Origin of the sequence: Amycolatopsis rifamycinica (assembly GCF_000695625.1) — a bacterium.
GTDB classification, from domain to species: domain Bacteria; phylum Actinomycetota; class Actinomycetes; order Mycobacteriales; family Pseudonocardiaceae; genus Amycolatopsis; species Amycolatopsis rifamycinica.
Window position 1 is genome coordinate 51,466 of record NZ_JMQI01000014.1, and the last position, 19,664, is coordinate 71,129.

Annotated in this window: 18 protein-coding genes and 2 tRNA genes; 12 read left to right on the forward strand and 8 right to left on the reverse strand. The window is 71.0% G+C overall.

Annotation, left to right across the window (positions count from 1 at the left end):
- The first annotated feature begins 220 nt into the window (after window positions 1-220).
- Window positions 221-718, forward strand: coding sequence for an HNH endonuclease (locus tag DV20_RS07005; RefSeq protein WP_043777456.1), 498 nt, complete (start codon window positions 221-223; stop codon window positions 716-718).
- Between the two features lie 153 nt (window positions 719-871).
- On the opposite strand, the gene DV20_RS07010 is transcribed toward DV20_RS07005, so the two are convergent.
- Window positions 872-1,243 carry a hypothetical protein gene (locus DV20_RS07010; RefSeq protein ID WP_043777459.1) on the reverse strand — a complete coding sequence of 124 codons (372 nt, stop codon included), beginning with the start codon at window positions 1,241-1,243 and terminating at the stop codon, window positions 872-874.
- A 278-nt stretch (window positions 1,244-1,521) separates the two neighbouring features.
- Between DV20_RS07010 and ctaJ the strand changes: the two genes are divergently transcribed.
- The 3 genes from ctaJ to DV20_RS07025 all read left to right on the forward strand — a co-directional run bounded on the left by ctaJ (window position 1,522) and on the right by DV20_RS07025 (window position 3,618).
- Entirely contained in the window at window positions 1,522-1,776 is a 255-nt protein-coding gene (gene ctaJ / locus DV20_RS07015; RefSeq protein ID WP_043777461.1) for an aa3-type cytochrome oxidase subunit CtaJ, read from the forward strand.
- On the forward strand, window positions 1,763-2,251 hold the full coding sequence (locus tag DV20_RS07020) for a DUF5130 family protein (protein WP_043777463.1): 489 nt from the start codon (window positions 1,763-1,765) through the stop codon (window positions 2,249-2,251). The genes ctaJ and DV20_RS07020 overlap by 14 nt, the downstream gene beginning before the upstream one ends.
- Window positions 2,252-2,418: 167 nt before the next feature.
- Window positions 2,419-3,618, forward strand: a complete 1,200-nt coding sequence (locus tag DV20_RS07025; RefSeq protein WP_043777465.1) for a glycosyltransferase — start codon at window positions 2,419-2,421, stop codon at window positions 3,616-3,618.
- Window positions 3,619-4,159: 541 nt separating this feature from the next.
- On the opposite strand, the gene pepN is transcribed toward DV20_RS07025, so the two are convergent.
- Complete coding sequence (pepN, locus tag DV20_RS07030) at window positions 4,160-6,730, reverse strand: aminopeptidase N (protein ID WP_043777467.1); 2,571 nt, start codon at window positions 6,728-6,730, stop codon at window positions 4,160-4,162.
- A gap of 154 nt (window positions 6,731-6,884) precedes the next feature.
- Here pepN and DV20_RS07035 point away from each other — a divergent pair, with 154 nt between their 5' ends.
- Entirely contained in the window at window positions 6,885-7,505 is a 621-nt protein-coding gene (locus tag DV20_RS07035; RefSeq protein WP_043777468.1) for a mycothiol-dependent nitroreductase Rv2466c family protein, read from the forward strand.
- Window positions 7,506-7,545: 40 nt separating this feature from the next.
- On the opposite strand, the gene DV20_RS07040 is transcribed toward DV20_RS07035, so the two are convergent.
- Together DV20_RS07040 and DV20_RS07045 are read right to left on the reverse strand one after the other, a co-directional pair.
- Complete coding sequence (locus tag DV20_RS07040; RefSeq protein WP_043777470.1) at window positions 7,546-8,355, reverse strand: MBL fold metallo-hydrolase; 810 nt, start codon at window positions 8,353-8,355, stop codon at window positions 7,546-7,548.
- Entirely contained in the window at window positions 8,352-9,074 is a 723-nt protein-coding gene (locus tag DV20_RS07045) for a 2-phosphosulfolactate phosphatase (RefSeq protein ID WP_043777472.1), read from the reverse strand. Before DV20_RS07045 ends, DV20_RS07040 begins: the two co-directional genes overlap by 4 nt.
- 45 nt (window positions 9,075-9,119) lie before the next feature.
- On the opposite strand from DV20_RS07045, the gene DV20_RS07050 reads away from it, so the two are divergent.
- Window positions 9,120-9,593, forward strand: a complete 474-nt coding sequence (locus DV20_RS07050) for a ribose-5-phosphate isomerase (RefSeq protein ID WP_043777474.1) — start codon at window positions 9,120-9,122, stop codon at window positions 9,591-9,593.
- Window positions 9,593-10,402 carry an Fpg/Nei family DNA glycosylase gene (locus DV20_RS07055; RefSeq protein ID WP_043777477.1) on the forward strand — a complete coding sequence of 270 codons (810 nt, stop codon included), beginning with the start codon at window positions 9,593-9,595 and terminating at the stop codon, window positions 10,400-10,402. The genes DV20_RS07050 and DV20_RS07055 overlap by 1 nt, the downstream gene beginning before the upstream one ends.
- Window positions 10,403-10,478: 76 nt before the next feature.
- On the opposite strand, the gene DV20_RS07060 is transcribed toward DV20_RS07055, so the two are convergent.
- On the reverse strand, window positions 10,479-11,291 hold the full coding sequence (locus DV20_RS07060) for a hypothetical protein (RefSeq protein ID WP_043777480.1): 813 nt from the start codon (window positions 11,289-11,291) through the stop codon (window positions 10,479-10,481).
- Between the two features lie 144 nt (window positions 11,292-11,435).
- Between DV20_RS07060 and DV20_RS07065 the strand changes: the two genes are divergently transcribed.
- On the forward strand, window positions 11,436-12,311 hold the full coding sequence (locus DV20_RS07065; protein ID WP_043777482.1) for an LLM class F420-dependent oxidoreductase: 876 nt from the start codon (window positions 11,436-11,438) through the stop codon (window positions 12,309-12,311).
- Window positions 12,312-12,316: 5 nt separating this feature from the next.
- Window positions 12,317-12,763 (forward strand): nuclear transport factor 2 family protein, encoded by a 447-nt coding sequence (locus DV20_RS07070; protein ID WP_043777485.1) that lies wholly within the window; start codon window positions 12,317-12,319, stop codon window positions 12,761-12,763.
- A 39-nt stretch (window positions 12,764-12,802) separates the two neighbouring features.
- On the opposite strand, the gene DV20_RS07075 is transcribed toward DV20_RS07070, so the two are convergent.
- On the reverse strand, window positions 12,803-13,168 hold the full coding sequence (locus DV20_RS07075; RefSeq protein ID WP_043777493.1) for a winged helix-turn-helix transcriptional regulator: 366 nt from the start codon (window positions 13,166-13,168) through the stop codon (window positions 12,803-12,805).
- Window positions 13,169-13,234: 66 nt separating this feature from the next.
- Here DV20_RS07075 and DV20_RS07080 point away from each other — a divergent pair, with 66 nt between their 5' ends.
- On the forward strand, window positions 13,235-14,029 hold the full coding sequence (locus tag DV20_RS07080; RefSeq protein WP_043777496.1) for an NAD(P)H-binding protein: 795 nt from the start codon (window positions 13,235-13,237) through the stop codon (window positions 14,027-14,029).
- Complete coding sequence (locus DV20_RS42970; protein ID WP_160169703.1) at window positions 14,026-14,646, forward strand: LppA family lipoprotein; 621 nt, start codon at window positions 14,026-14,028, stop codon at window positions 14,644-14,646. Before DV20_RS07080 ends, DV20_RS42970 begins: the two co-directional genes overlap by 4 nt.
- Before the next feature lie 109 nt (window positions 14,647-14,755).
- Here DV20_RS42970 and DV20_RS07090 read toward each other — a convergent pair.
- Window positions 14,756-14,832: transfer RNA gene (locus DV20_RS07090), tRNA-Pro, on the reverse strand.
- A 79-nt stretch (window positions 14,833-14,911) separates the two neighbouring features.
- On the opposite strand from DV20_RS07090, the gene DV20_RS07095 reads away from it, so the two are divergent.
- Window positions 14,912-14,982, forward strand: a tRNA-Gly gene (locus DV20_RS07095).
- A gap of 9 nt (window positions 14,983-14,991) precedes the next feature.
- On the opposite strand, the gene DV20_RS07100 is transcribed toward DV20_RS07095, so the two are convergent.
- Window positions 14,992-19,626 (reverse strand): HAMP domain-containing protein, encoded by a 4,635-nt coding sequence (locus DV20_RS07100; RefSeq protein WP_043777500.1) that lies wholly within the window; start codon window positions 19,624-19,626, stop codon window positions 14,992-14,994.
- Window positions 19,627-19,664 lie beyond the last annotated feature (38 nt).

Consider the following 19,664-nt stretch of genomic DNA (forward strand, 5'->3'; position numbering starts at 1 on the left):
TGGTCGAGTGCCAGACCGACAACCCAGCCCCCGCGGCGCCTCCGGCCAAGCCACGGCCGACGAGGTGCCAGAGGTGGTTCTGCGTGCCTATCCGGGGGGTTCCGCATCCGGCGGAACCGTCCCGGCCGGGCCGGGGACCCGCCCAGGGGGAGTGACCCGCCCGCCCGGACAGCGTAGTAGAGGCCGGGATCCGGCCGCCCCGGCCTGGGGCAGGCGCCGGGTGCTCCTGCTCAACGCCACGTTCGAGCCGCTGACCGCGTTGCCGCTGCGGCGCGCCGTCGTGCTCGTGATGTGCGGCAAGGCCGAAGTGGTCCACGGTGACCCCGGCGGGAACGAGCTGCACTCGGCGAAGGTTTCGCTGCCGGTGCCCTCGGTGATCCGCCTCAGCTCGTACGTGCGCGTACCGTATCGCGCGCAGGTGCCGCTGACCCGCGCGGGGCTGATGCACCGGGACCGGTACCGCTGCGCCTACTGCGGAGGGCGGGCCGAGACGATCGACCACGTCGTTCCGCGCAGCCGGGGTGGCCCCCACAGCTGGACGAACTGCGTCGCCTGCTGCGCCAAGTGCAACCACCGCAAGGCGGACCGGCTGCTCTCGGAGATCGGCTGGCGGCTGCGCATCGTCCCGCGGGCGCCCCACGGCCCGCACTGGCGGCTGCTCGCGCACTCCAAGGAGGCCGACCCGCTTTGGCGGCCGTATCTCGGCTCCGCCGCCTAGCTCTTCCGGTGGGCGGAGCTGCGGACGCCGCTGCCTGACGCGCGGACGAGAGGGCCCGGACAAGCCGGCGCCCCGGCTGCCTGTGCGGCGGCCGGGGCGAGCCGGGTGCTTGCGCGACGTTCAGGTCGGTACGCGCGGCCCTGGAGGAACGGGTCAGGCGGCGAGCGTGTAGTCGCTCTGGCAGGTGACGCGGGTGCCCATGGTGACGCGCGTGCCGCGGGTGACACGCGTGCCACGCGTGACGCGGGTGCCGCAGGTGACTCGCGTGCCGGCCGTCACACGCGTGCCCATCGTGACGCGAGTGCCACGCGTGACTCGGGTCCCTCGGGTGACCCGCGTGCCCGCCGTCACCCGGGTGCCCATCGTGACGCGCGTTCCGGCGGTCACCCGTGTACCGCGAGTGACACGTGTACCCCGGGTAACCCTTGTGCCCGCCGTCACACGCGTTCCGGGGACGGATTCGGTTTCGCTCAGTGACGAGAAGGTCTCGGTGATCGCCTGTGCGGGCGTGTGGACGCTGTTCATGGCAAGGCCTCCTGGGACCGGTGCGTTACCTGCTGGGGCTGGCGGGCGGGGCGCAAGGCCCGTACAGGTGAAAAAGCTACGAGGATTTCAAGGTCCCGACAAGACGACAGCGGCGGGTGCGGCCGCCTGTACGTTGAGTTGCAACCTTTCGGCCCGACGGTCTTCGCCCCAACGTTCCAGTGCCCGCGAGCCAAGCGGCGGACGGCAGTCGGCTTACGACGAACGGTCGAGTGCGCCGCGCGCGGTGGGTGCGGAGGTCATCCGATACGCTCAGCGCCGTGAACGTTGTCGAGACGATCGTGGTCTTCGCCGTGATCCCGCTGGCCATCTACGGCCTCGCCGGGCTGCTGACGCTCCGGCGCAGGTCCGGCGGTGCCCCGCGGCACCGGTCCGGCCAGGCCTGGGAGTACCCGGCCATGTGGTGGAGCGCCAACCCCGAAGGGGCGGGCACCGGACACCGGCACGCCGGCACCGAGAACAGCGCGCCCGAGGGCGCCCCGACCGCGGCTGGAGGCGCTCGTGGCAACTGGTGAGCTGACGAAGCGCGTCGACGAGTCCGAGCTGGGCTACGGCGAGGCCCTGATGGCCACCGGACGCGTGTCCGCGGCCAAGATGTACGAGCCGGCGGCGCCGTCCGGGCCGTTCAACACCCGCCAGCTGGCCCGCCTCGACGAGGCGCTGACGTTCGCTTCGCGGGAGACGGGGCTCGACTTCAGCCTGTACCTCGGCGAGCTGGGCCCGGACAGCCGCGCGGCGGCGGAGAAGCTGCACGCGACGACGGCGGACCCGTTGAACTCGGTGCTGATCGCGGTCTCCCCGGGCGAGCGCCTGATCGAGATCGTCACGGGGAAGGCGGCGCACCTGCGCCTCCCGGACCGTGGCGCCAAGCTGGCGGTGGCGAGCATGGTGGCGTCGTTCAAGGAGGGTGACCTGGTCCGCGGACTGGTCAACGGCCTGGTGAACGCGCTGCGGATGCTGTCCGATCAGGCGGGGCCCGCGCCCCGCTGATCTTTCGGGTTTTCGGAGTGCCCCGCACCTCGGGCTGAGGTGCGGGGCACTTTCGTCTTCGGCCGCTCCCTTTTCAGGCACCCGAACACCTGGTGCGTGGGTAGAACTGCGGGCCCGCGATCCCCGTTCCCGTGTCCAAACTGGCGGGCGGAGACGGGAGTGGCCACGTGCGCGTGTTGTTGTCGACCTACGGGTCGCGCGGGGATGTCGAGCCTCTGGTCGGGCTGGCCGTGCGGGCGCGGGAACTGGGCGCGCAGGTGCGGGTGTGCGCGCCACCCGATTTCGCGGAGCGCCTGGCCGGTGCCGATGTGCAGCTGATCCCGGTCGGCTGGCCGGTGCGCCCGGTGTTGCACGGGGCGATGCCACCGCCGGCCGGCGACCGCTCCCAGCGCGTCGCGGAGCTGATCGCCGCGCAGTTCGACGGGCTGGCCGCGGCGGCGCAGGGGTGTGACGCGCTGGTGGCGGCCGGGCTGATGCCGGTCGCGGCGCGGTCGGTGGCCGAGAAACTGGGTCTGCGCTACCGGTATGCGAGCTACTGCCCGGTCATCCTGCCCTCGCCGCACCATTCGCCGGTGCCGTTCGCGGAACGGCCGTTCCCGCCCGAGGCGACCGACCACGAGGCGCGGTGGGCGCTGGACGCCCGCAACTACAACGAGCTGTTCGGCGCCGCGCTCAACGCCCACCGGGCGGCGATGGGCCTGCCCGCCGTCGACGACGTCCGCCGCCACGTCCTGACCGACCGGCCCTGGCTGGCCGCGGATCCGGTGCTGGCGCCGTGGCCCGAGCCGTCCGGCCTCGACGTCGGGCAGACCGGTGCGTGGATCCTGCCGGACGACCGCCCGCTGCCCGACGAGGTCACGGCGTTCCTCGACGCCGGTGATCCCCCGGTGTACGTGGGGTTCGGCAGCATGCGTGCCCCGGCAGGCGTCGCCGAGGTGGCCATCGAGGCGATTCGGGCCCGGGGGCGCCGGGTGGTCGTCGGGCGGGGCTGGGCCGATCTGTCGCTGATCGACGACGGCGCGGACTGCTGCGCGGTCGGCGAGGTCAACCTGCACGCCCTGTTCGCCCGGATGGCCGCGGTGGTGCACCACGGCGGCGCCGGTACGACGACGGTGGCCGCGCGGGCCGGTGCGCCGCAGGTGGTGGTCGCCCAGATGGTGGACCAGCCGTACTGGGCCGGGCGGGTGGCCGAGCTGGGGATCGGGGTGGCGCACGAGGGTCCGACGCCGACGGTCGAGTCGCTGTCGACCGCGCTCGATCGGGCGTTGGCGCCGGAAACCGCCGCCCGGGCCCGGGCGGTCGCGGCCGTGATGCGGACCGATGGGGCTGCGGTGGCCGCTTCGTGGCTGGTTGATGGGGGGCGTTGAACCGAAGCTGGGGAGGTTCCGGAATGCGGCCTGGCAAGCGTGGTCACAGCTTGTGCACAGGTGGGTCGGGATGTGGACAACCTGGGTGGCTGCGGTGGTTGGCGGCCGGGTTCTGTCGGAGGCCGCCGATACGCTGGAAGCGGGGGCAGCCCCCAGGGAGGGCGGGATGTGTTTTGCCCGGATTTGCGCTCTGCCGGGTGGTTCCCGCCGGCCCGAACGCCGGATTGTTCAACGGCCGCCAGGTCGTGTCAAGGCGGGAAAGCGTGCCTTGACACGACCTGGCGGCCGCTGATGCGGCTGCGTATCGGGTCGGCAGGGGGGTGTGGCCGGAGGTCGGCCGTGCCGGTGGGCTGGGCCGGGCCGAGGGCGGGCTGCGCCGAGGGCGGCTGTGCCGAGGGGTGGGCTGCGCCAGGACAGCCGTGCCGGATGGACCGTGTCCGGCACGGCAGCCCGAGGGCCGGCCATGCGGAGCGGACCAAGGCGGGCGTGCCGTGGCCGGGGGAGCGGGCCGTGCCGGAGCACGAACCCGCCCCCTCGGTGATCATCCGGCCTGGGCGTCGAAGTCCCGGGCCGCCAAGGCTCGCACGATGCCCGCCCGGCCCTCCGAAACCAGGCGGCGGAGGGCCTGCGGGTGCTCGCCCGCCAGCCACTCGTCCGAGGCCGTCACCGTCTCCGGGCCGACCGCCCACGACGGGTACAGGCCGATCGCAATCGGCTGTGCGCGCTCACTCGATCGGCGCTGCCACACCTCGTCGATCACCTCGAAATAGCGAGCCACGTACGAGCCCAGCAGTGCCTTCTGGCCCGGGTGGGAGAAGCCCGAAATCAGCGAGTCGCTGACCGCGTTCGGGAGCTCGTCGTCGTACACCGCGCGCTGCCACGCGTCCGCCTTCGCCTCCGACGTCGGCCTCAACGCCCGCGCCCGCTCCGCCTGGCGGCGGCCCGTGGCCGTGTTGTCCCGCTCCAGCTCGGCGTCGATCTCCGGTGCGGCCGCCTTGCCGTGGGCCACCAGCGCGTGCAGCAGGCGCCAGCGCAGGTCCGTGTCGACGGTCAGGCCTTCCAGCGGCGCGGACCCGTCCAGCCAGCCGGACAGCACCTCCAGCGTGGCGTCGTCGAGCACCGAGCCGGCCAGGGAGTTCACGAACGCCAGCTGGTGGTCCGAACCCGGCTCGGCGCCGCGGACCAGCTCCAGCAGTCGCGCGGTGAACACCGGCCAGCCCGTCGAGGCCGCCCACTCCTGCTCCGCGTACGAGTTCAGCGCCGTCTGTGCCTGCAGCAGGAGCCGCTGGACCACGCCGACCTCGGTCTCCGTGTGGATGCCGCGCTGCACCAGCGTGACGAAGTCGCGGGCCTTCAGCTCGGCCTCGCGGGTCATCTCCCACGCCGCCGACCAGCACAGCGTGCGCGGGAGCGGCTCGGTGATGTCCGCGATGCGGTCGATCAGCGTGGTCAGCGACGCCGGGTCGAGGCGCATCGTGCAGTACGTCAGGTCGTCGTCGTTGACCAGGACCAGCTTGCCCGCGGGCCGGCCGACCAGGTCCGGGACCTCGGTGCGCTCGCCGTCGACGTCCAGCTCGACCCGCTGCGTCCGCACGATCTTGCCGGAAGCGTCCTCGTCGTAGACGCCGACCGCGACGCGGTGCGTGCGCAGCTCGCCGGCCCCCGGCTTGGCGCCGGACTGGACGACGGCGAACGACGTGAACGTCCCGTCCGCGCCGACCTCGTAGCGCGGGCTCAGCGAGTTCAGCCCGGTGGTCTCCAGCCACTGCGCGCTCCACCACGACAGGTCGCGCCCGGACGCCTCCTCCAGCGCGCCCAGCAGGTCCGCCAGGGTCGCGTTGCCCCAGGCGTGCTTGCCGAAGTACACCTTCAGGCCGTCGAGGAAGTGGTCCAGGCCCACGTAGGCGACGAGCTGCTTGAGCACGCTCGCGCCCTTGGCGTAGGTGATGCCGTCGAAGTTGACCTCGACCGCGTGCAGGTCGACGATGTCGGCCGCGATCGGGTGCGTCGAGGGCAGCTGGTCCTGGCGGTAGGCCCACGACTTCTCGATGTTCGCGAAGCTGGTCCACGCGTTCTTGTACTCGGTCGCCTCGGCCTGGGCCAGGACGCTGGCGAAGGTGGCGAACGACTCGTTCAGCCACAGGTCGTCCCACCAGCGCATGGTGACCAGGTCACCGAACCACATGTGCGCCATCTCGTGCAGCAGCGTCTCGGCGCGCCGCTCGTAGGCGTACCGGGTGACGCGGCTGCGGAAGACGTAGTCCTCCAGGAACGTCACCGCGCCGGCGTTCTCCATCGCGCCCGCGTTGAACTCGGGCACGAACAGCTGGTCGTACTTGGAGAACGGGTAGGGCGTGCCGAACTTCTGGTGGTAGAAGCCGAAGCCCTGCTTGGTCTCGGTGAACAGCCGGTCGGCGTCCATGTGCTCGGCCAGCGACGCGCGGCAGTAGATGCCGAGCGGGATGGTCTTGTGCTCGTCGGTGTACTCGTCACGCCATTCGGCGTACGGGCCGGCGACCAGCGCGACGAGGTACGTCGAGATCCGCTCGGACTCCTTGAACACCGTGCGGACGGCGCCTTCCGGCGTCTCCTCGGTGGACTCGGCGATGGCGTTCGAGACGACCTTCCAGTCCTTCGGCGCGACGACCGTGAGCCGGTAGACCGACTTCAGGTCGGGCTGGTCGAAGCAGGCGAACATCCGCTTGGCGTCCGCCGTCTCGAACTGGGTGTACAGGTAGACGCCGTCGTCGACCGGGTCGACGAACCGGTGCAGGCCCTCGCCGGTGTTCATGTACCGGCAGTCGGCGGTCACCGTGAGCTCGTTGGTTTCGGCCAGCCCGGCCAGCGCGATGCCCTTGTCCTCGACATACGCGCTGACGTCGACGTCAGCGCCGTTCAGGGTGGCCGAGTGCACGCGGTCGGCGACGATGTCGACCCACGTCGATTCACCGGCCCGGGCGCTGGAGAACCGGACGGTCGTCGTCGACGCGAAGGTCTTCTCCCCGGGACCGCCGTGGCCGTCGGTCAGATCGAGCTCGATGTCGTAACCGGTGACGTCGAGCAGATCCGCGCGCAGCTTGGCTTGGTCGCGGGTCAGGTTGGGGGCGGGCACAGGCACCTCTGGTCGTTGGTATCGGTTTTCAACTCTCCGCATCCAATCATGGGGACGGGGTGGCGGGCGATAAGGGAACAACCCCGCGTTGCCCGGTGTTGGCCCGTCGTGTGGGGGTCCGCCCACATCGAGACGTGCTTGGAGGAGTACCCCGATGACCGCTGCCGAGCAGCCCACGAAGGTCGATTTCTACTTCGACCCGATCTGCCCGTTCGCGTGGATCACCTCCCGCTGGATCCTGGAGGTGGAGAAGCACCGCAACCTCGACCTGAACTTCCGGATCATGAGCCTGTCGGTGCTCAACGAAGGCCGGGACGAGCTGCCCGAGCAGTACAAGGAGCTGCTGGCGAAGGGCTGGGGCCCGGTGCGCGTGGCCGTCGCGTTGTCGCAGCTCAAGGGCGAAGAGGTGCTGCGCCAGTACTACACCGAGTTCGGCACTCGCTACCACAACCAGGGCGTCAAGGACTACGACACGGTTATCAAGGAGGCCCTGGAGGCGATCGGCGCCCCGGCCGAGCTGGCCGAGGCCGCGCACTCGACCGAGTACGACGAGGCGCTGAAGAAGAGCCACCACGAGGGCATGGACCCGGTCGGCCAGGACGTCGGCACCCCGACGATCCACATCGACGGCGTGGCGTTCTTCGGCCCGGTGCTGAGCTCGATCCCGCGTGGCGAAGACGCGCTGAAGGTGTTCGACGGCGCGGTGGCGCTGGCGGCCTACCCGGACTTCTTCGAGCTCAAGCGCACCCGTACGGGCGAACTGAACTTCAACTGACGCTCCCGAGGGGGCACTTTCACGTGAAAGTGCCCCCTCGTCAGGGGGTCTGCAGCGCGGCCAAGGTGACCTCGCTGGGGTAGCGGGACGCGGCGACGGCGGCGACCTCGGTCGTCTCGCCGCGGCCCAGGCCCGCCTTCAGCGTGATGAGCTCGTGCAGGCCGTCACGGTGGTAGCGGACGAACTCCGCGTCGACCGGCTCGCCGTGACCGGGCACCACGACGCGGGGTGCCAGCGCGAGGATCGCGTCGAGCGCGTCCGGCCAGGCGGTGAGGTCGGTCTCGTCGCTGAACGACCCCGTGGTGAACCCGGACTCGGCGTGTTCGACGACGTCGCCGGCGAAGACGACGGCCTCGTCCGGGACGTGCACCACCACGTCGTGGCCGGTGTGCGCGGGGCCGGGGTGCAGCAGCACCGCTGTGCGGCCACCCAGGTCCAGCTCGACGCGGTCGGTGAACGTGTGGTCCGGTGCCGTGATCCTCGTGCGCGCGATCGCTTCGGCGATCTCGGGTTTGCCCTCGTCGCGGTAGTGAGCCATCCACGCAGAGCGGGCGGCTTCGGTGTCCCCGGACAGCTCGGCCGCGCAGCGCTCGTGCGCCCAGACTTCGCAGGGCAGGAACGCCTCGGTGCCCCACGCGTGGTCGAAGTGCGCGTGCGTGTAGACGACGGCCCAGGGCAGCGGGGTGAGCTCGCGGACGGCGGCGGCCAGCTCGGCGCCCTGTTCGAGGTCGCCGCGGGTGTCGACGACCAGGCACCGTTCGGCGCCCACGATCAGCCCGACGGTCAGGTCCAGCTCCTCGTAGCGGCGGGCGTGGACGCCGTCGGCGACTTCGATCCAGCGGCCGGTCATGCCAGTACTCCTTCGGTCAGGACGGGAGCGGCGTCGCTCACGTCGATTTCCCCGGCCAGCGTCACGTCGCCGCCGTGACCGGATTCGATCAGCTCGCGCCCGGACACGCAGCTCGCCAGGGCCCCGACGTCGACGGAGCGCGCCGCGAGAGCCGCCTCGGCGGACAGCGAGAGCCCGTGCGCGGCCAGTGCGGCGGCGATCGCCCCGGCGCCCACCTGGTCCTCGACGCACGGCCGCAGCGGACCGGACGTTTCGCTCTGGCCGAAAATGTTCACGCCCCAGCGCTCCCCGGCCGCGATCAAGCCGATGGGGCCGCCCAGCTCGTGCGCCTTCGCGGCGACGGCGGAGGCGTTGCGCAGGCAGCCGGCGAGCACCCGCGCGCCAGTCTCCGCCGCGGCGGCGCACAGGGTCGCGCCGTTGGGGGAGGGCAGGGCCAGCAGGGTCCCCGGCGGGATTTCCGGCACAGACGAGGGCCGCAGGGTGAATTCGCCCTCACCCGCGATGACCGCCCCGGCCGCGCGTGCCCGCGCCACCCCGCGCTCGTCGCGCCACCGGACCGGCAGCACCCGGCCGCCGCGGCCGACGACGAGGTCCGTGGTGGTGCCGAACGACAGCACGTCGACCACGACGAGCACCGCGCACTCCCGGCCGAGCGCGGCGACCCCTTCGGCGCCCCAGTCGAGCCGCACGTCGCTGCCGGTCTGCTCCCAGATGCCCACCCCCGGAGCATGCCCGACCGCGGCCGGGGTGGCAGACTCCTGGCCGTGCGTGTCTACTTGGGATCCGACCATGCCGGTTTCGAGCTGAAGAACCACCTGGTGGCTCACCTGGAGAAACAGGGCCACGAGGTGACCGACATCGGTCCGCACGTCTACGACGCGGACGACGACTACCCGGCGTTCTGCGTCGAGACGGCGTTGCGCGTGGTGGCCGACGAGGGCAGCCGCGGCATCGTCGTCGGCGGCTCCGGCAACGGCGAGCAGATCGCCGCCAACAAGGTCCCCGGCGCCCGCGCCGGCCTGGCCTGGAGCGTCGAGACCGCCAAGCTGTGCCGCGAGCACAACCACGCCCAGCTGATCGGCGTCGGCGCCCGGATGCACACCGCCGAGGAGGCCGTCGAGATCGTCGAGGCGTTCCTGGCGACGGAGGTCTCGCCGGAGGAGCGGCACGCCCGCCGCGTGCGGCAACTGCTCGACTACGAGCGCACCGGGACCCCGCCGGCGTTGCCGGAGGCCTGATGCCCGAGGGGCACACGCTCCACCGGCTCGCGCGGCTGCACAGGCGCCGCTTCGCCGGCGCGCCGGTCGCGGTGAGCAGCCCGCAGGGCCGGTTCGCCGCCGAAGCGTCCCGTTTGGACGGTCAGGTGTTCGCCGGCGCCGAGGCGTACGGCAAGCACCTCTTCCACGACTACGGCCCGCACGGCGTCGTGCACATCCACCTCGGGCTGTACGGCGTCTTCGGCGAGTCCCCGCTGCCCGCGCCGGAACCGGTGGGCCAGGTCCGGCTCCGGCTGGCCGGCCGGACACATTGGACAGACCTGCGCGGGCCCACCCGCTGCGAGCTGATCTCCCCGGACCAGGCGGACGCGATCAAGGCCCGGCTCGGCCCGGACCCGCTGCGCCGCGACGCGAAACCGGAGCTGGCCTGGGCGCGGATTTCGCGCTCGAAGACGTCGATCGCGGCGCTGTTGATGGATCAGGCGGTGCTCGCCGGGGTCGGCAACGTCTACCGCGCCGAGGTGCTCTTCCGCCACGGCGTCGCGCCGCTGACGCCGGGGCGCGCGCTGGACCGCGCCTTGTGGGACGACATGTGGGCCGACCTGGTGACCCTGATGCGCGACGGCGTTCGCGCCGGCCGCATCGACACGGTCCGGCCGGAGCACCTGCCGGAGGCGATGGGGCGCGCGGCCCGGGTGGACCGCCACGGCGGCGAGGTCTACGTCTACCGCCGCGCCGGCGAACCGTGCCTGGTGTGCGGGACGCCGGTGGAGCACTCGGAATTGGCCGGGCGGAACCTGTACTGGTGCCCGAAGTGCCAGCTCCCCTGAGTACCGCGCGGTCATGAATGACTCGTTCAGGACCTCCGGGGTCCTGAACGAGTCATCCGAGACGTTCGGACGGGGCTCAGAAGTCGAAGCCGCCGCCGTCGAAGCCGCCGCCGTCGAAGCCCCCGCCGTCGAAACCGCCGCCCCAGTCGCCGCCGCCGTCTCCGCCGAAGTCGCCTCCCGCGTCGCCGCCGTCACCACCCGCGTCGCCGCCCATGTCACCGGACTCGAGCGCGTCCTGCTGGCCCGCGTCGTAGCCCGACTCCCACGCCGAGGCGCTCGCGATACCGCTCATGCCGGAGAACATCGCGCTGAACAGGAACATCGACCCGAGACCCCAGGCGCCGGCGATGAGCGCGGGCTTCCACCACGGCTCGCTGTACCAGCCCTGCGGCACCGGACGGCCCGCGACGCGGCCGCCGGGGTAGTAGTACGGCGTGTCTTGGCCCGGCTCGGGCGACGCGGAGTAGTGCTGGCCCTCGACGTCGACGTCGCGGCGCTCGGTGACCTTGCCGGCGCGCTCGCGCTCGGCCTCCTCCGGCAGTTGCGGCCCGGGGTCCATGCCCATCGCGAGGCGCGCGGCGCGGACGTAGTAGAGGCCCTCGATGGCGGTCTCCTTGACCAGCCGGGCCTGTTCGATCGTGCGCGCCTGCTCCATCTGCGAGCCGGCGGCGTTGTAGCGCTCGGCGGCGTCGGCCATCGCCTGCTGCGATGCGGTGTCCGTGCCGTTCAGGTTGAGGACCTGCCCGCCGAGCCGCTCGACCAGGCGCCGGGCGTCGGCCTTGGCGTCGTCCAGCTCCCGCTGCCGGGCCGCGGCGCGCTGCCGCGAGAAATACAGGCCGCCACCGACGATCACGACGACGAGCACGATCAGGAAGATCGCGGTGCCCATGGACCACTCCCAGAAGTTCGGGGCTCGGTGACCGGTGGTCACCTCTGATTCGGACAACGCGGACGCTACGCGGTGGGTTCCCGCCGAGTGACCGGGCCCACGGCGGGCCTGGCCGAGTAAAATAGAACACGTTATAGTTCGGTCATGAAGTTCACCCTGTCGATCGCGATGAACCCCCTCGATCAGCTGGGCGAGCTCGCCCGGGCCGCCGAAGAGGCCGGCTTCGCCTCCATTGCCCTGCCCGACTCGCTCTTCTACGCCGAGACGGTGGACACGGACTACCCGTACACCCCTGACGGCAGCCGGTTCTGGACCGCGGAGACGCCCTGGGTGGACCCGCTCGTCGCCACCGCGGCGATGGGGGCGGTGACCAGCCGGATCCACTTCTACACTTCGGTGCTGAAACTCGGCTCGCGCAACCCGGTGCTGCTGGCCCGCCAGGTCGGCTCGGCGGCGGTGCTCACCGGCGGCCGGTTCGGCCTCGGGCTCGGTGTCGGCTGGCTGCCGCAGGAGTTCGAGTACTGCGGCGTGCCCTTCGAGCGGCGCGGCAAGCGGGTCGACGAGGCCATCGACGTGCTGCGGCTGATCCTCGGCGGCGGCATGGTCGAGTACCACGGCGAGTTCTACGACTTCGACAAGATCCAGATGAGTCCGGCGCCGCCGAGCCGGGTGCCGTTCTACATCGGCGGCCACACCGAAGTCGCGCTGAAGCGCGCCGCGCGGGTGGCCGACGGCTGGTCGTCGGCGATGATGAAGCTCGACGACCTGCGGTCCACCATCGCGCGGCTGAAGGAGCTGCTCGCCGAGCAGGGCCGCGCCGATGACCCGTTCGAGTACCAGGCGGTCTGCGTCGACGCCTTCGGCCTGGACGGCTACCGCGCGCAGGCCGAAGCCGGCGTCACGGACGTCATCACCATGCCGTGGGTGTTCGACGGCGTCGGGTTCGACGCGCCGGTCGGGCCGAAACTCGAGGCGATCCGCAAGTTCGGGACCGAGATCATCGCGAAGTTCGAGGAGTGACCCCGATGGGCGTGCAGGTCAGCTGGGACACCGAAGCCGAGCAGCCACCCGCGCGGCGAGCGGCGCTCGCGTCGATGACGGCGGTGGCGGCGGGGGACAAGGAGGGCTGGCTGGCCCTGTTCGCCCCGGACGCGGTGGTCGAGGACCCGGTCGGCCCGTCGTTCTTCGACGAGGCGGGCAAGGGGCACCACGGCCGGGAGGGGATCGGCGCGTTCTGGGACAAGACGATCGCCAACGTGGAGCGCTTCGAGTTCACCATCCGCGACTCCCACGCGGGCGGCGACGAGGTGGCCAACGTCGGCACGATCACGACGTTCCTCCCGGGCGGCTACCGCGTCGACACCGACGGGGTGTTCGTCTACCGCGTCGGCGAGGACGGGCTGATCCGCTCGGTGCGCGCGTTCTGGGAGACCGAGCGCGCGATGGCGACCGCGCGGCAGGTGACGGAATAGGGTCCCGGCCGGCGGAACGCCACGGCCTGCCGGGCAGGCCTACCTGGCCGAGCCGCGTTCGTCGTAGGCCTGCCGGGCGGCTTCGACCTTGCCGAGGTTGCCCGACCACTCCGAGAGGGACGCGAACAACGGGCCGAGGCTGCGGCCGAGCTCGCTGATCTCGTACTCGACCCGCGGCGGCACCTCGGCGTGGTAGGTGCGCACGACGAGGCCGTCGCGCTCCAGTTGCCGCAGCCGCTGGGTGAGCACCTTCGGGGTGATCGTGGCGATGCGGCGTTCGAGTTCGACGAACCGCTGGCGCCCGAACTCCTTGAGCGCCCACAGGATCGGCGTCGTCCACCGGCTGAAGACGATGTCGACCACCGGGGCGATCGGGCAGGCCAGCTCGGGTGTGGTCTCGGTCACTTCGGCGCCTCCAGCCAATACTTTCCTCTAGGTACCTACTGTATTCCGGAATGTAGCGTCGTTCCCATGATCATGGTTGTGGGAGCGACGGGAAACGTCGGGAAGCCGCTGGTCCGGATGCTGGCCGAGGCGGGCGAAGAGGTGACGGCGGTATCCCGCCGGATCACGACGGCACCCCCGGGAGTCGTTGTGCGGCAAGGAGATCTGGCCTCGCTGGACTTCGCGGGGGTGTCGGCGGCGTTTCTGATGGTGTCGGGCGCGTTCGTGCCCGTGGACGACGTCTTGCGCCGCGCGAAGGCGGCGGGAGTGCGCCGGGTCGTGGTGCTCTCGTCCCAGGGGGTCGCCACGGGACGGCACCCGGCGGTGCTGGAGGACTCGGTGCGCCGCTCGGGTCTGGAGTGGACGATCCTGCAGCCGGGCGCGTTCGCTTCGAACGCGTTGCAGTGGGCGGAAAGCGTCCGTTCGTCGCGCTCGGTCGTGGCCCCGTTCGAGAACGTGGCCCTGCCCGTGGTGGACCCGGAGGACATAGGGGCGGTGGCGGCGGCGGCCCTGCGCGAAGACGGCCACGCGGGCAAGTCCTACATCTTGACGGGCCCGGCCCCGATCACCCCCCGAGACCAGGTGGCGGCGATCGCCTCGGCGGTGGGCGAACCGGTGCGCTTCGTGCCGCAGACACGCGAGGAGGCGCGTGCCCTCATGGTGGGCTTCATGCCGCCGGAGGTCGTGGACGTGACCCTGGACGTACTGGGCTCGCCGACGCCGGCGAAGCAGGCGGTGAGTCCGGACGTTGAGCGGGTCTTGGGCCGTCCGCCGCGCTCGTTCGCGGAGTGGGCGTCCCGCTTTGCGGGGGCCTTCAAGTGACGGCGCTGGCTTATCGCACCCTGGAGGACCGGCCGGTGGCCTCGGTGAAGTGGTCAGCAACCACGGTCGCGGGCACGCTGCTGGTAGCGGCCTGCGATGACGGCGGTCAATACCTCGGAACGCCGTCATCGGAGACAACAGTGCCCAGCCAGCAGCAGTACGCCGAACTCCTGCGGCGGCCCACGATTGACGAGGCCGTCACCCGCTACGAAGAAGCCCGCAAGACACTGCAAACGAAGTTGACCGAAGCCCTCGGCATCACCGGCTGGGTCGACAAGCATGACGGTCGCCAGTCAGGGTGCACTAATGAATTCCCGGGCGTCGACAGCCGCGACGCCGTGCGCACGTTCCTTAGCTTCGTCACCGCACCCAAAGGTATCTCCGGCGAGCAATGGGCTGACGCGAAGCGCATTGCAACGGAGGTGGGCGCGGGCTACGGGTTCACCAAACCGGGGGTGCAGACGAACCGCCCGCCCACGTTCGAGTTCGAGCTGATGGACCAGTACCGAGGTGTGCTGACGCTGTCGTCGGGCACGACCACGGTCATCTCGATCGAAACGGGCTGCCATCCGACCACTGAGGCGAAGGGGCGGATCGGCGCGGTCGCGACAACGTGAGAAGCCAGTCGCAGCCCGCCGCTCCGGTCCCAGGACTGCCCGCTACTGCCGTCGACCTCGCCCGTCCGGCGAGCGTCTGCTCGCCGGACGTGGTGTGACCAGGCCTACCTGGTCGGGATGACAGGATTTGAACCTGCGACCCTTCGCTCCCAAAGCGAATGCGCTACCAAGCTGCGCCACATCCCGCCGCACCCCCAGGGGGGTGTGTGATCAGCCTAGCGGGTCACGCTAAGCTGGCCACGCACCCGGGTACCTCCGGGGGCACGCGGGTGTAGCTCAATGGTAGAGCCCTAGTCTTCCAAACTAGCTACGCGGGTTCGATTCCCGTCACCCGCTCAACGAAGTTCAGGCCGATGAGGCGGCGTCGCGGGTCGAAGCGGCGTCCGCCTCCAGCGAAGCCGCGATCACGTCCAGCAGCTTGTCCGTGTCCACCGGCTTCGTGATGTAGTCGTCGGCTCCGCTGGCCAACGTCCTTGCCCGGTCCTCCGCCGTCGCCTTGGCTGTGACCGCGATCACCGGCAGGTCCGCGTTGGCCGCCTCGGCTCGGATGGCCGCGATCGTGGCGTTGCCGTCCAGCTCCGGCATCATCACGTCCATCAGGACCAGGGCCGTGTCCTCATTGCGCTCCAGGGCGCGGATGCCGTCCACGCCCGTCTCCGCGTAGATCACCTCCAGGCCCGCCTGCTCCAGGACCGCCGCCAGGGCGAACACGTTCCGCAGGTCGTCGTCGACGATGAGGACCTTCTCGCCGTGGAAGCGCTTCGGGGTGACGTCGGGGGCCGCGACCAGGACCGTGCTCGGCACGGCGGGCAGGCGGGGTGACGACAACGCCGTCACCGGGTCCACCAGGTTGGCCGCCGCCACCGGGAGGTACAGGGTGAACGTCGAACCCACGCCCGGTTCGCTCACCACGCGCAGCTCGCCGCCCAGCAGCTCGGTCAGCTGCTGGCTGATGTTCAACCCCAGGCCCGTGCCGCCGTACTTGCGGCTCGTCGTGCCGTCCGCCTGGCGGAACGCCTCGAAGATGACCGCCAGCTTCTCCTCCGGGATGCCGATACCGGTGTCCTCGACGGCGAAGGCGATGATGCCCGGTGCGTTGCGAAGCGACTCCTGCTCCACCTCCGCCGGGTCCGCCGCCCGGATGTGGAGCCGGACGCCACCTTCGTTGGTGAACTTCGCCGCGTTCGACAGCAGGTTGCGCAGGATCTGCTGGAGGCGGTGCTCGTCGGTGTGGACGCTGCCGGGCACCGGCGGGTCGATGTGGACGGCGAACTCGAGGCCCTTGTCCGCGGTCAGCGGCCGGCACAGCGACTCGACGTAGTCCACCAGCTCCGGCAGCGTGATGTCGGACATCTGCATGTCCAGCCGGCCCGCCTCGACCTTGGCCAGGTCCAGGATGTCGTTGATCAGCTGCTGCAGGTCCGAACCGGCCGCGTAGATCGTCTTCGCGAACTGGATCTGCTTCTCCGTCAGGTTCCCTTCCGGGTTCTCCGACAGCAGCTTCGCCAGGATCAGCGCGCTGTTCAGCGGCGTCCGCAGCTCGTGCGACATGTTCGCCATGAACTCGGTCTTGTACTGCGACGCCACCGTCAGCTGCCCGGCACGCTCCTCGAGCTCCTGACGCGCCTGCTCGATCTCGCTGTTCTTGACCTCGATGTCGCGGTTCTGCTGGGCCAGCAGGGCCGCCTTCTCGGCCAGCTCGGTGTTGGACCGGCGCAGCTCGCCCTGCTGGGCCTGCAGCTGCTCCGAGCGCGCCCGCAGCTCCTGCGCCAGCCGCTGCGACTCCGTCAGCAGCGCCTCGGTCCGCGAGTTCGACAGGATCGTGTTCACGTTGACGCCGATCGTGTGCCGCAGCTGCTCCAGCAGGTCCTGGTGGACCGTGCTGAACTCGTTCACCGAGGCCAGCTCCAGCACCCCGAGCACTTCGCCCTGGAACAGCACCGGCAGCACGATCAGGTTCACCGGCGCGGCCGAGCCGAGCCCGGACGAGATCAGCGCGTACTCCGGCGGCGCGTTGTGCACCAGGATCGTGCGCTGGTCGACGGCGGCCTGGCCGATCAGCGACTCGCCCATGGCGAACCGCAGCCCCGCGCGCGACTGCGCGAGCCCGTAGGCGGCGATGCACTCGAGGACCGTGCCGTCGCGGTCGTCGTCGCGGGCCAGGAAGAACGCCCCCTGCTGGGCCCGGACCAGCGGCGCCAGCTCGGACAGGATCAGCGCGGCGACCGAGACGAGGTCGCGGTGGCCCTGCATCCGCCCGGACAGCTGCGCGAGGTTCGTCTTCAGCCAGTCCTGCTCGCGGTTGGTCCGCGTCGTCTCCTTGAGGTTCGCGATCATCTGGTTGATGTTGTCCTTGAGGTCGGCGACCTCGCCGGACGCGTCGACCGTGATGTGCCGGGTGAGGTCGCCCGCCGTCACCGCCGTCGCCACCTGCGCGATCGCGCGGACCTGGGTGGTGAGGTTCCCGGCCAGCTGGTTCACGCTCTCGGTGAGCCGCTGCCAGGTGCCGGACACGCCGTCGACCTCGGCCTGGCCGCCCAGCTTGCCCTCGGTGCCGACCTCGCGCGCCACGCGGGTGACTTCGGAGGCGAACGCCGAGAGCTGGTCGACCATCGTGTTCATCGTGGTCTTGAGCTCCAGGATCTCGCCGCGGGCGTCGACGTCGATCTTCTTCGTCAGATCGCCCTTCGCGACCGCGGTGGTCACCTGCGAGATGTTGCGCACCTGGCTGGTCAGGTTGTGCGCCATGAAGTTGACGTTCTCGGTCAGGTCCTTCCAGGTCCCGGCGACGCCGGGGACGCGCGCCTGGCCGCCGAGGATGCCTTCGGTGCCGACTTCGCGGGCGACGCGGGTGACCTCGTCGGCGAACGCGCGCAGCGTCTCGACCATCCCGTTCAGCGTCTCGGCCAGCGCCGCGACCTCGCCCTGGGCCTCGATGCGGATCTTCTTCGACAGGTCGCCGTTGGCCACCGCGCTCGCCACCGTGGCGATGTTGCGGACCTGGTCGGTCAGGTTGTCGGCCATGACGTTGACGTTGTCGGTGAGGTCCTTCCAGGTGCCCGCGACGCCGCGGACGCGCGCCTGGCCGCCGAGGATGCCTTCGGTGCCGACTTCGCGCGCCACCCGGGTGACTTCGTCCGCGAACGCGGACAGCTGGTCCACCATCGTGTTCAGCGTCGTCTTGAGCTCGAGGATCTCGCCGCGGGCGTCGACGGTGATCTTCTGCGTCAGGTCGCCCTTCGCCACCGCCGCCGTCACCTGGGCGATGTTGCGGACCTGGTCGGTCAGGTTGTTCGCCATCGAGTTGACGTTGTCGGTCAGGTCCTTCCAGGTGCCGGCGACGCCGGGCACCTGCGCCTGGCCGCCCAGCTTGCCCTCGGTGCCGACCTCGCGCGCCACCCGGGTGACTTCGTCCGCGAACGCGGACAGCTGGTCCACCATCGTGTTCAGCGTGTTCTTCAGTTCCAGGATCTCGCCGCGGGCGTCGACGGCGATCTTCTGGGTCAGGTCGCCGCGCGCGACGGCCGTCGCGACCTGGGCGATGTTGCGGACCTGGGTGGTCAGGTTGTTCGCCATGAAGTTCACCGAGCCGGTGAGGTCGCGCCAGGTGCCGGCCACGCCGGGGACCTGCGCCTGGCCGCCCAGCTGGCCTTCGGTGCCGACCTCGCGCGCCACTCGGGTGACTTCGTCCGCGAACGCGGACAGCTGGTCCACCATCGTGTTCATGGTCGTCTTGAGCTCGAAGAACTCGCCGCGGGCGTCGACGGTGATCTTCTGCGTCAGGTCGCCCTTCGCCACGGCCGTGGTGACGTGCGAGATGTTGCGGACCTGGTCGGTGAGGTTGTCGGCCATCTGGTTGACCGAGTCGGTGAGGCTGCGCCACGTGCCGGCCGCGCCGGGCACCTCGGCCTGCCCGCCCAGCTTGCCCTCGCTGCCGACCTCGCGGGCGACGCGGGTGACTTCGCCGGCGAACGCCGAGAGCTGGTCGACCATCGTGTTCAGCGTGTTCTTCAGCTGCAGGATTTCGCCGCGGGCGTCGACGTCGATCTTCTTCGTCAGGTCGCCGTTGGCCACCGCGGTCGCCACCTGCGAGATCCCGCGGACCTGGTCGGTGAGGTTGTCGGCCATCAGGTTGACCGAGTCGGTGAGGTCGCGCCACGTCCCGGCGACCCCCGGGACCTGGGCCTGGCCGCCGAGCTTGCCGTCGGAACCGACCTCGCGGGAGACGCGGGTGACCTCGTCGGCGAACGCGGACAGCTGGTCGACCATCGTGTTGATGGTGTTCTTGAGCTCGAGGATCTCGCCGCGGGCGTCGACGTTGATCTTCTGCGTCAGGTCGCCGCGGGCGACGGCGGTGGTGACCTGGGCGATGTTGCGGACCTGCTCGGTGAGGTTGTCGGCCATGAAGTTGACCGAGTCGGTGACGTCCCGCCAGGTGCCCGACACGCCCGGGACGACGGCCTGGCCGCCGAGACGTCCCTCACCCGCGATCTCGCGGGAGAGCCGCGTCACTTCGACGGCGAAGCGCGACAGCTGCGCGATGAGGCCGTTGACCGTCTTCGCCAGCGTGGCGTACGCGCCCCGCAGCGGGCGGCCGTCGAGGGTCAGGGTCATGGGCTGCGACAGGTCCCCGTCGGCGACGCCGCCGAGCACGCGCTCCAGCTCGATCGCCGGCCGGGTGAGGTCCTCGACCAGGCCATTCACCGCGTCGACGGCGGTCGTCCAGCCGCCGGGGCCGACCTGGCCCTCGAGCCGCTCGCTGAGCCTGCCTTCCTGCCCGACGGCCGCGCGGACCCGCAGCAGCTCGCTGACCAGCCGCTGGTTGCGCTCGGCGATGTCGTTGAACGCGACCGCGAGCTGCGCCGAGATGCCGTCGCCGTGCGGGACGAGCCGCCGGCGGAAGTTGCCGTCCCCGAGATCCCGCACCGCCACGAGCACCCGCTCCAGCGCGGCCGCTTCGCTCTGGGATTCCGTTGTCATGTGTGCCGACCCTCTCCACCACGCATGCGCCAGCCATG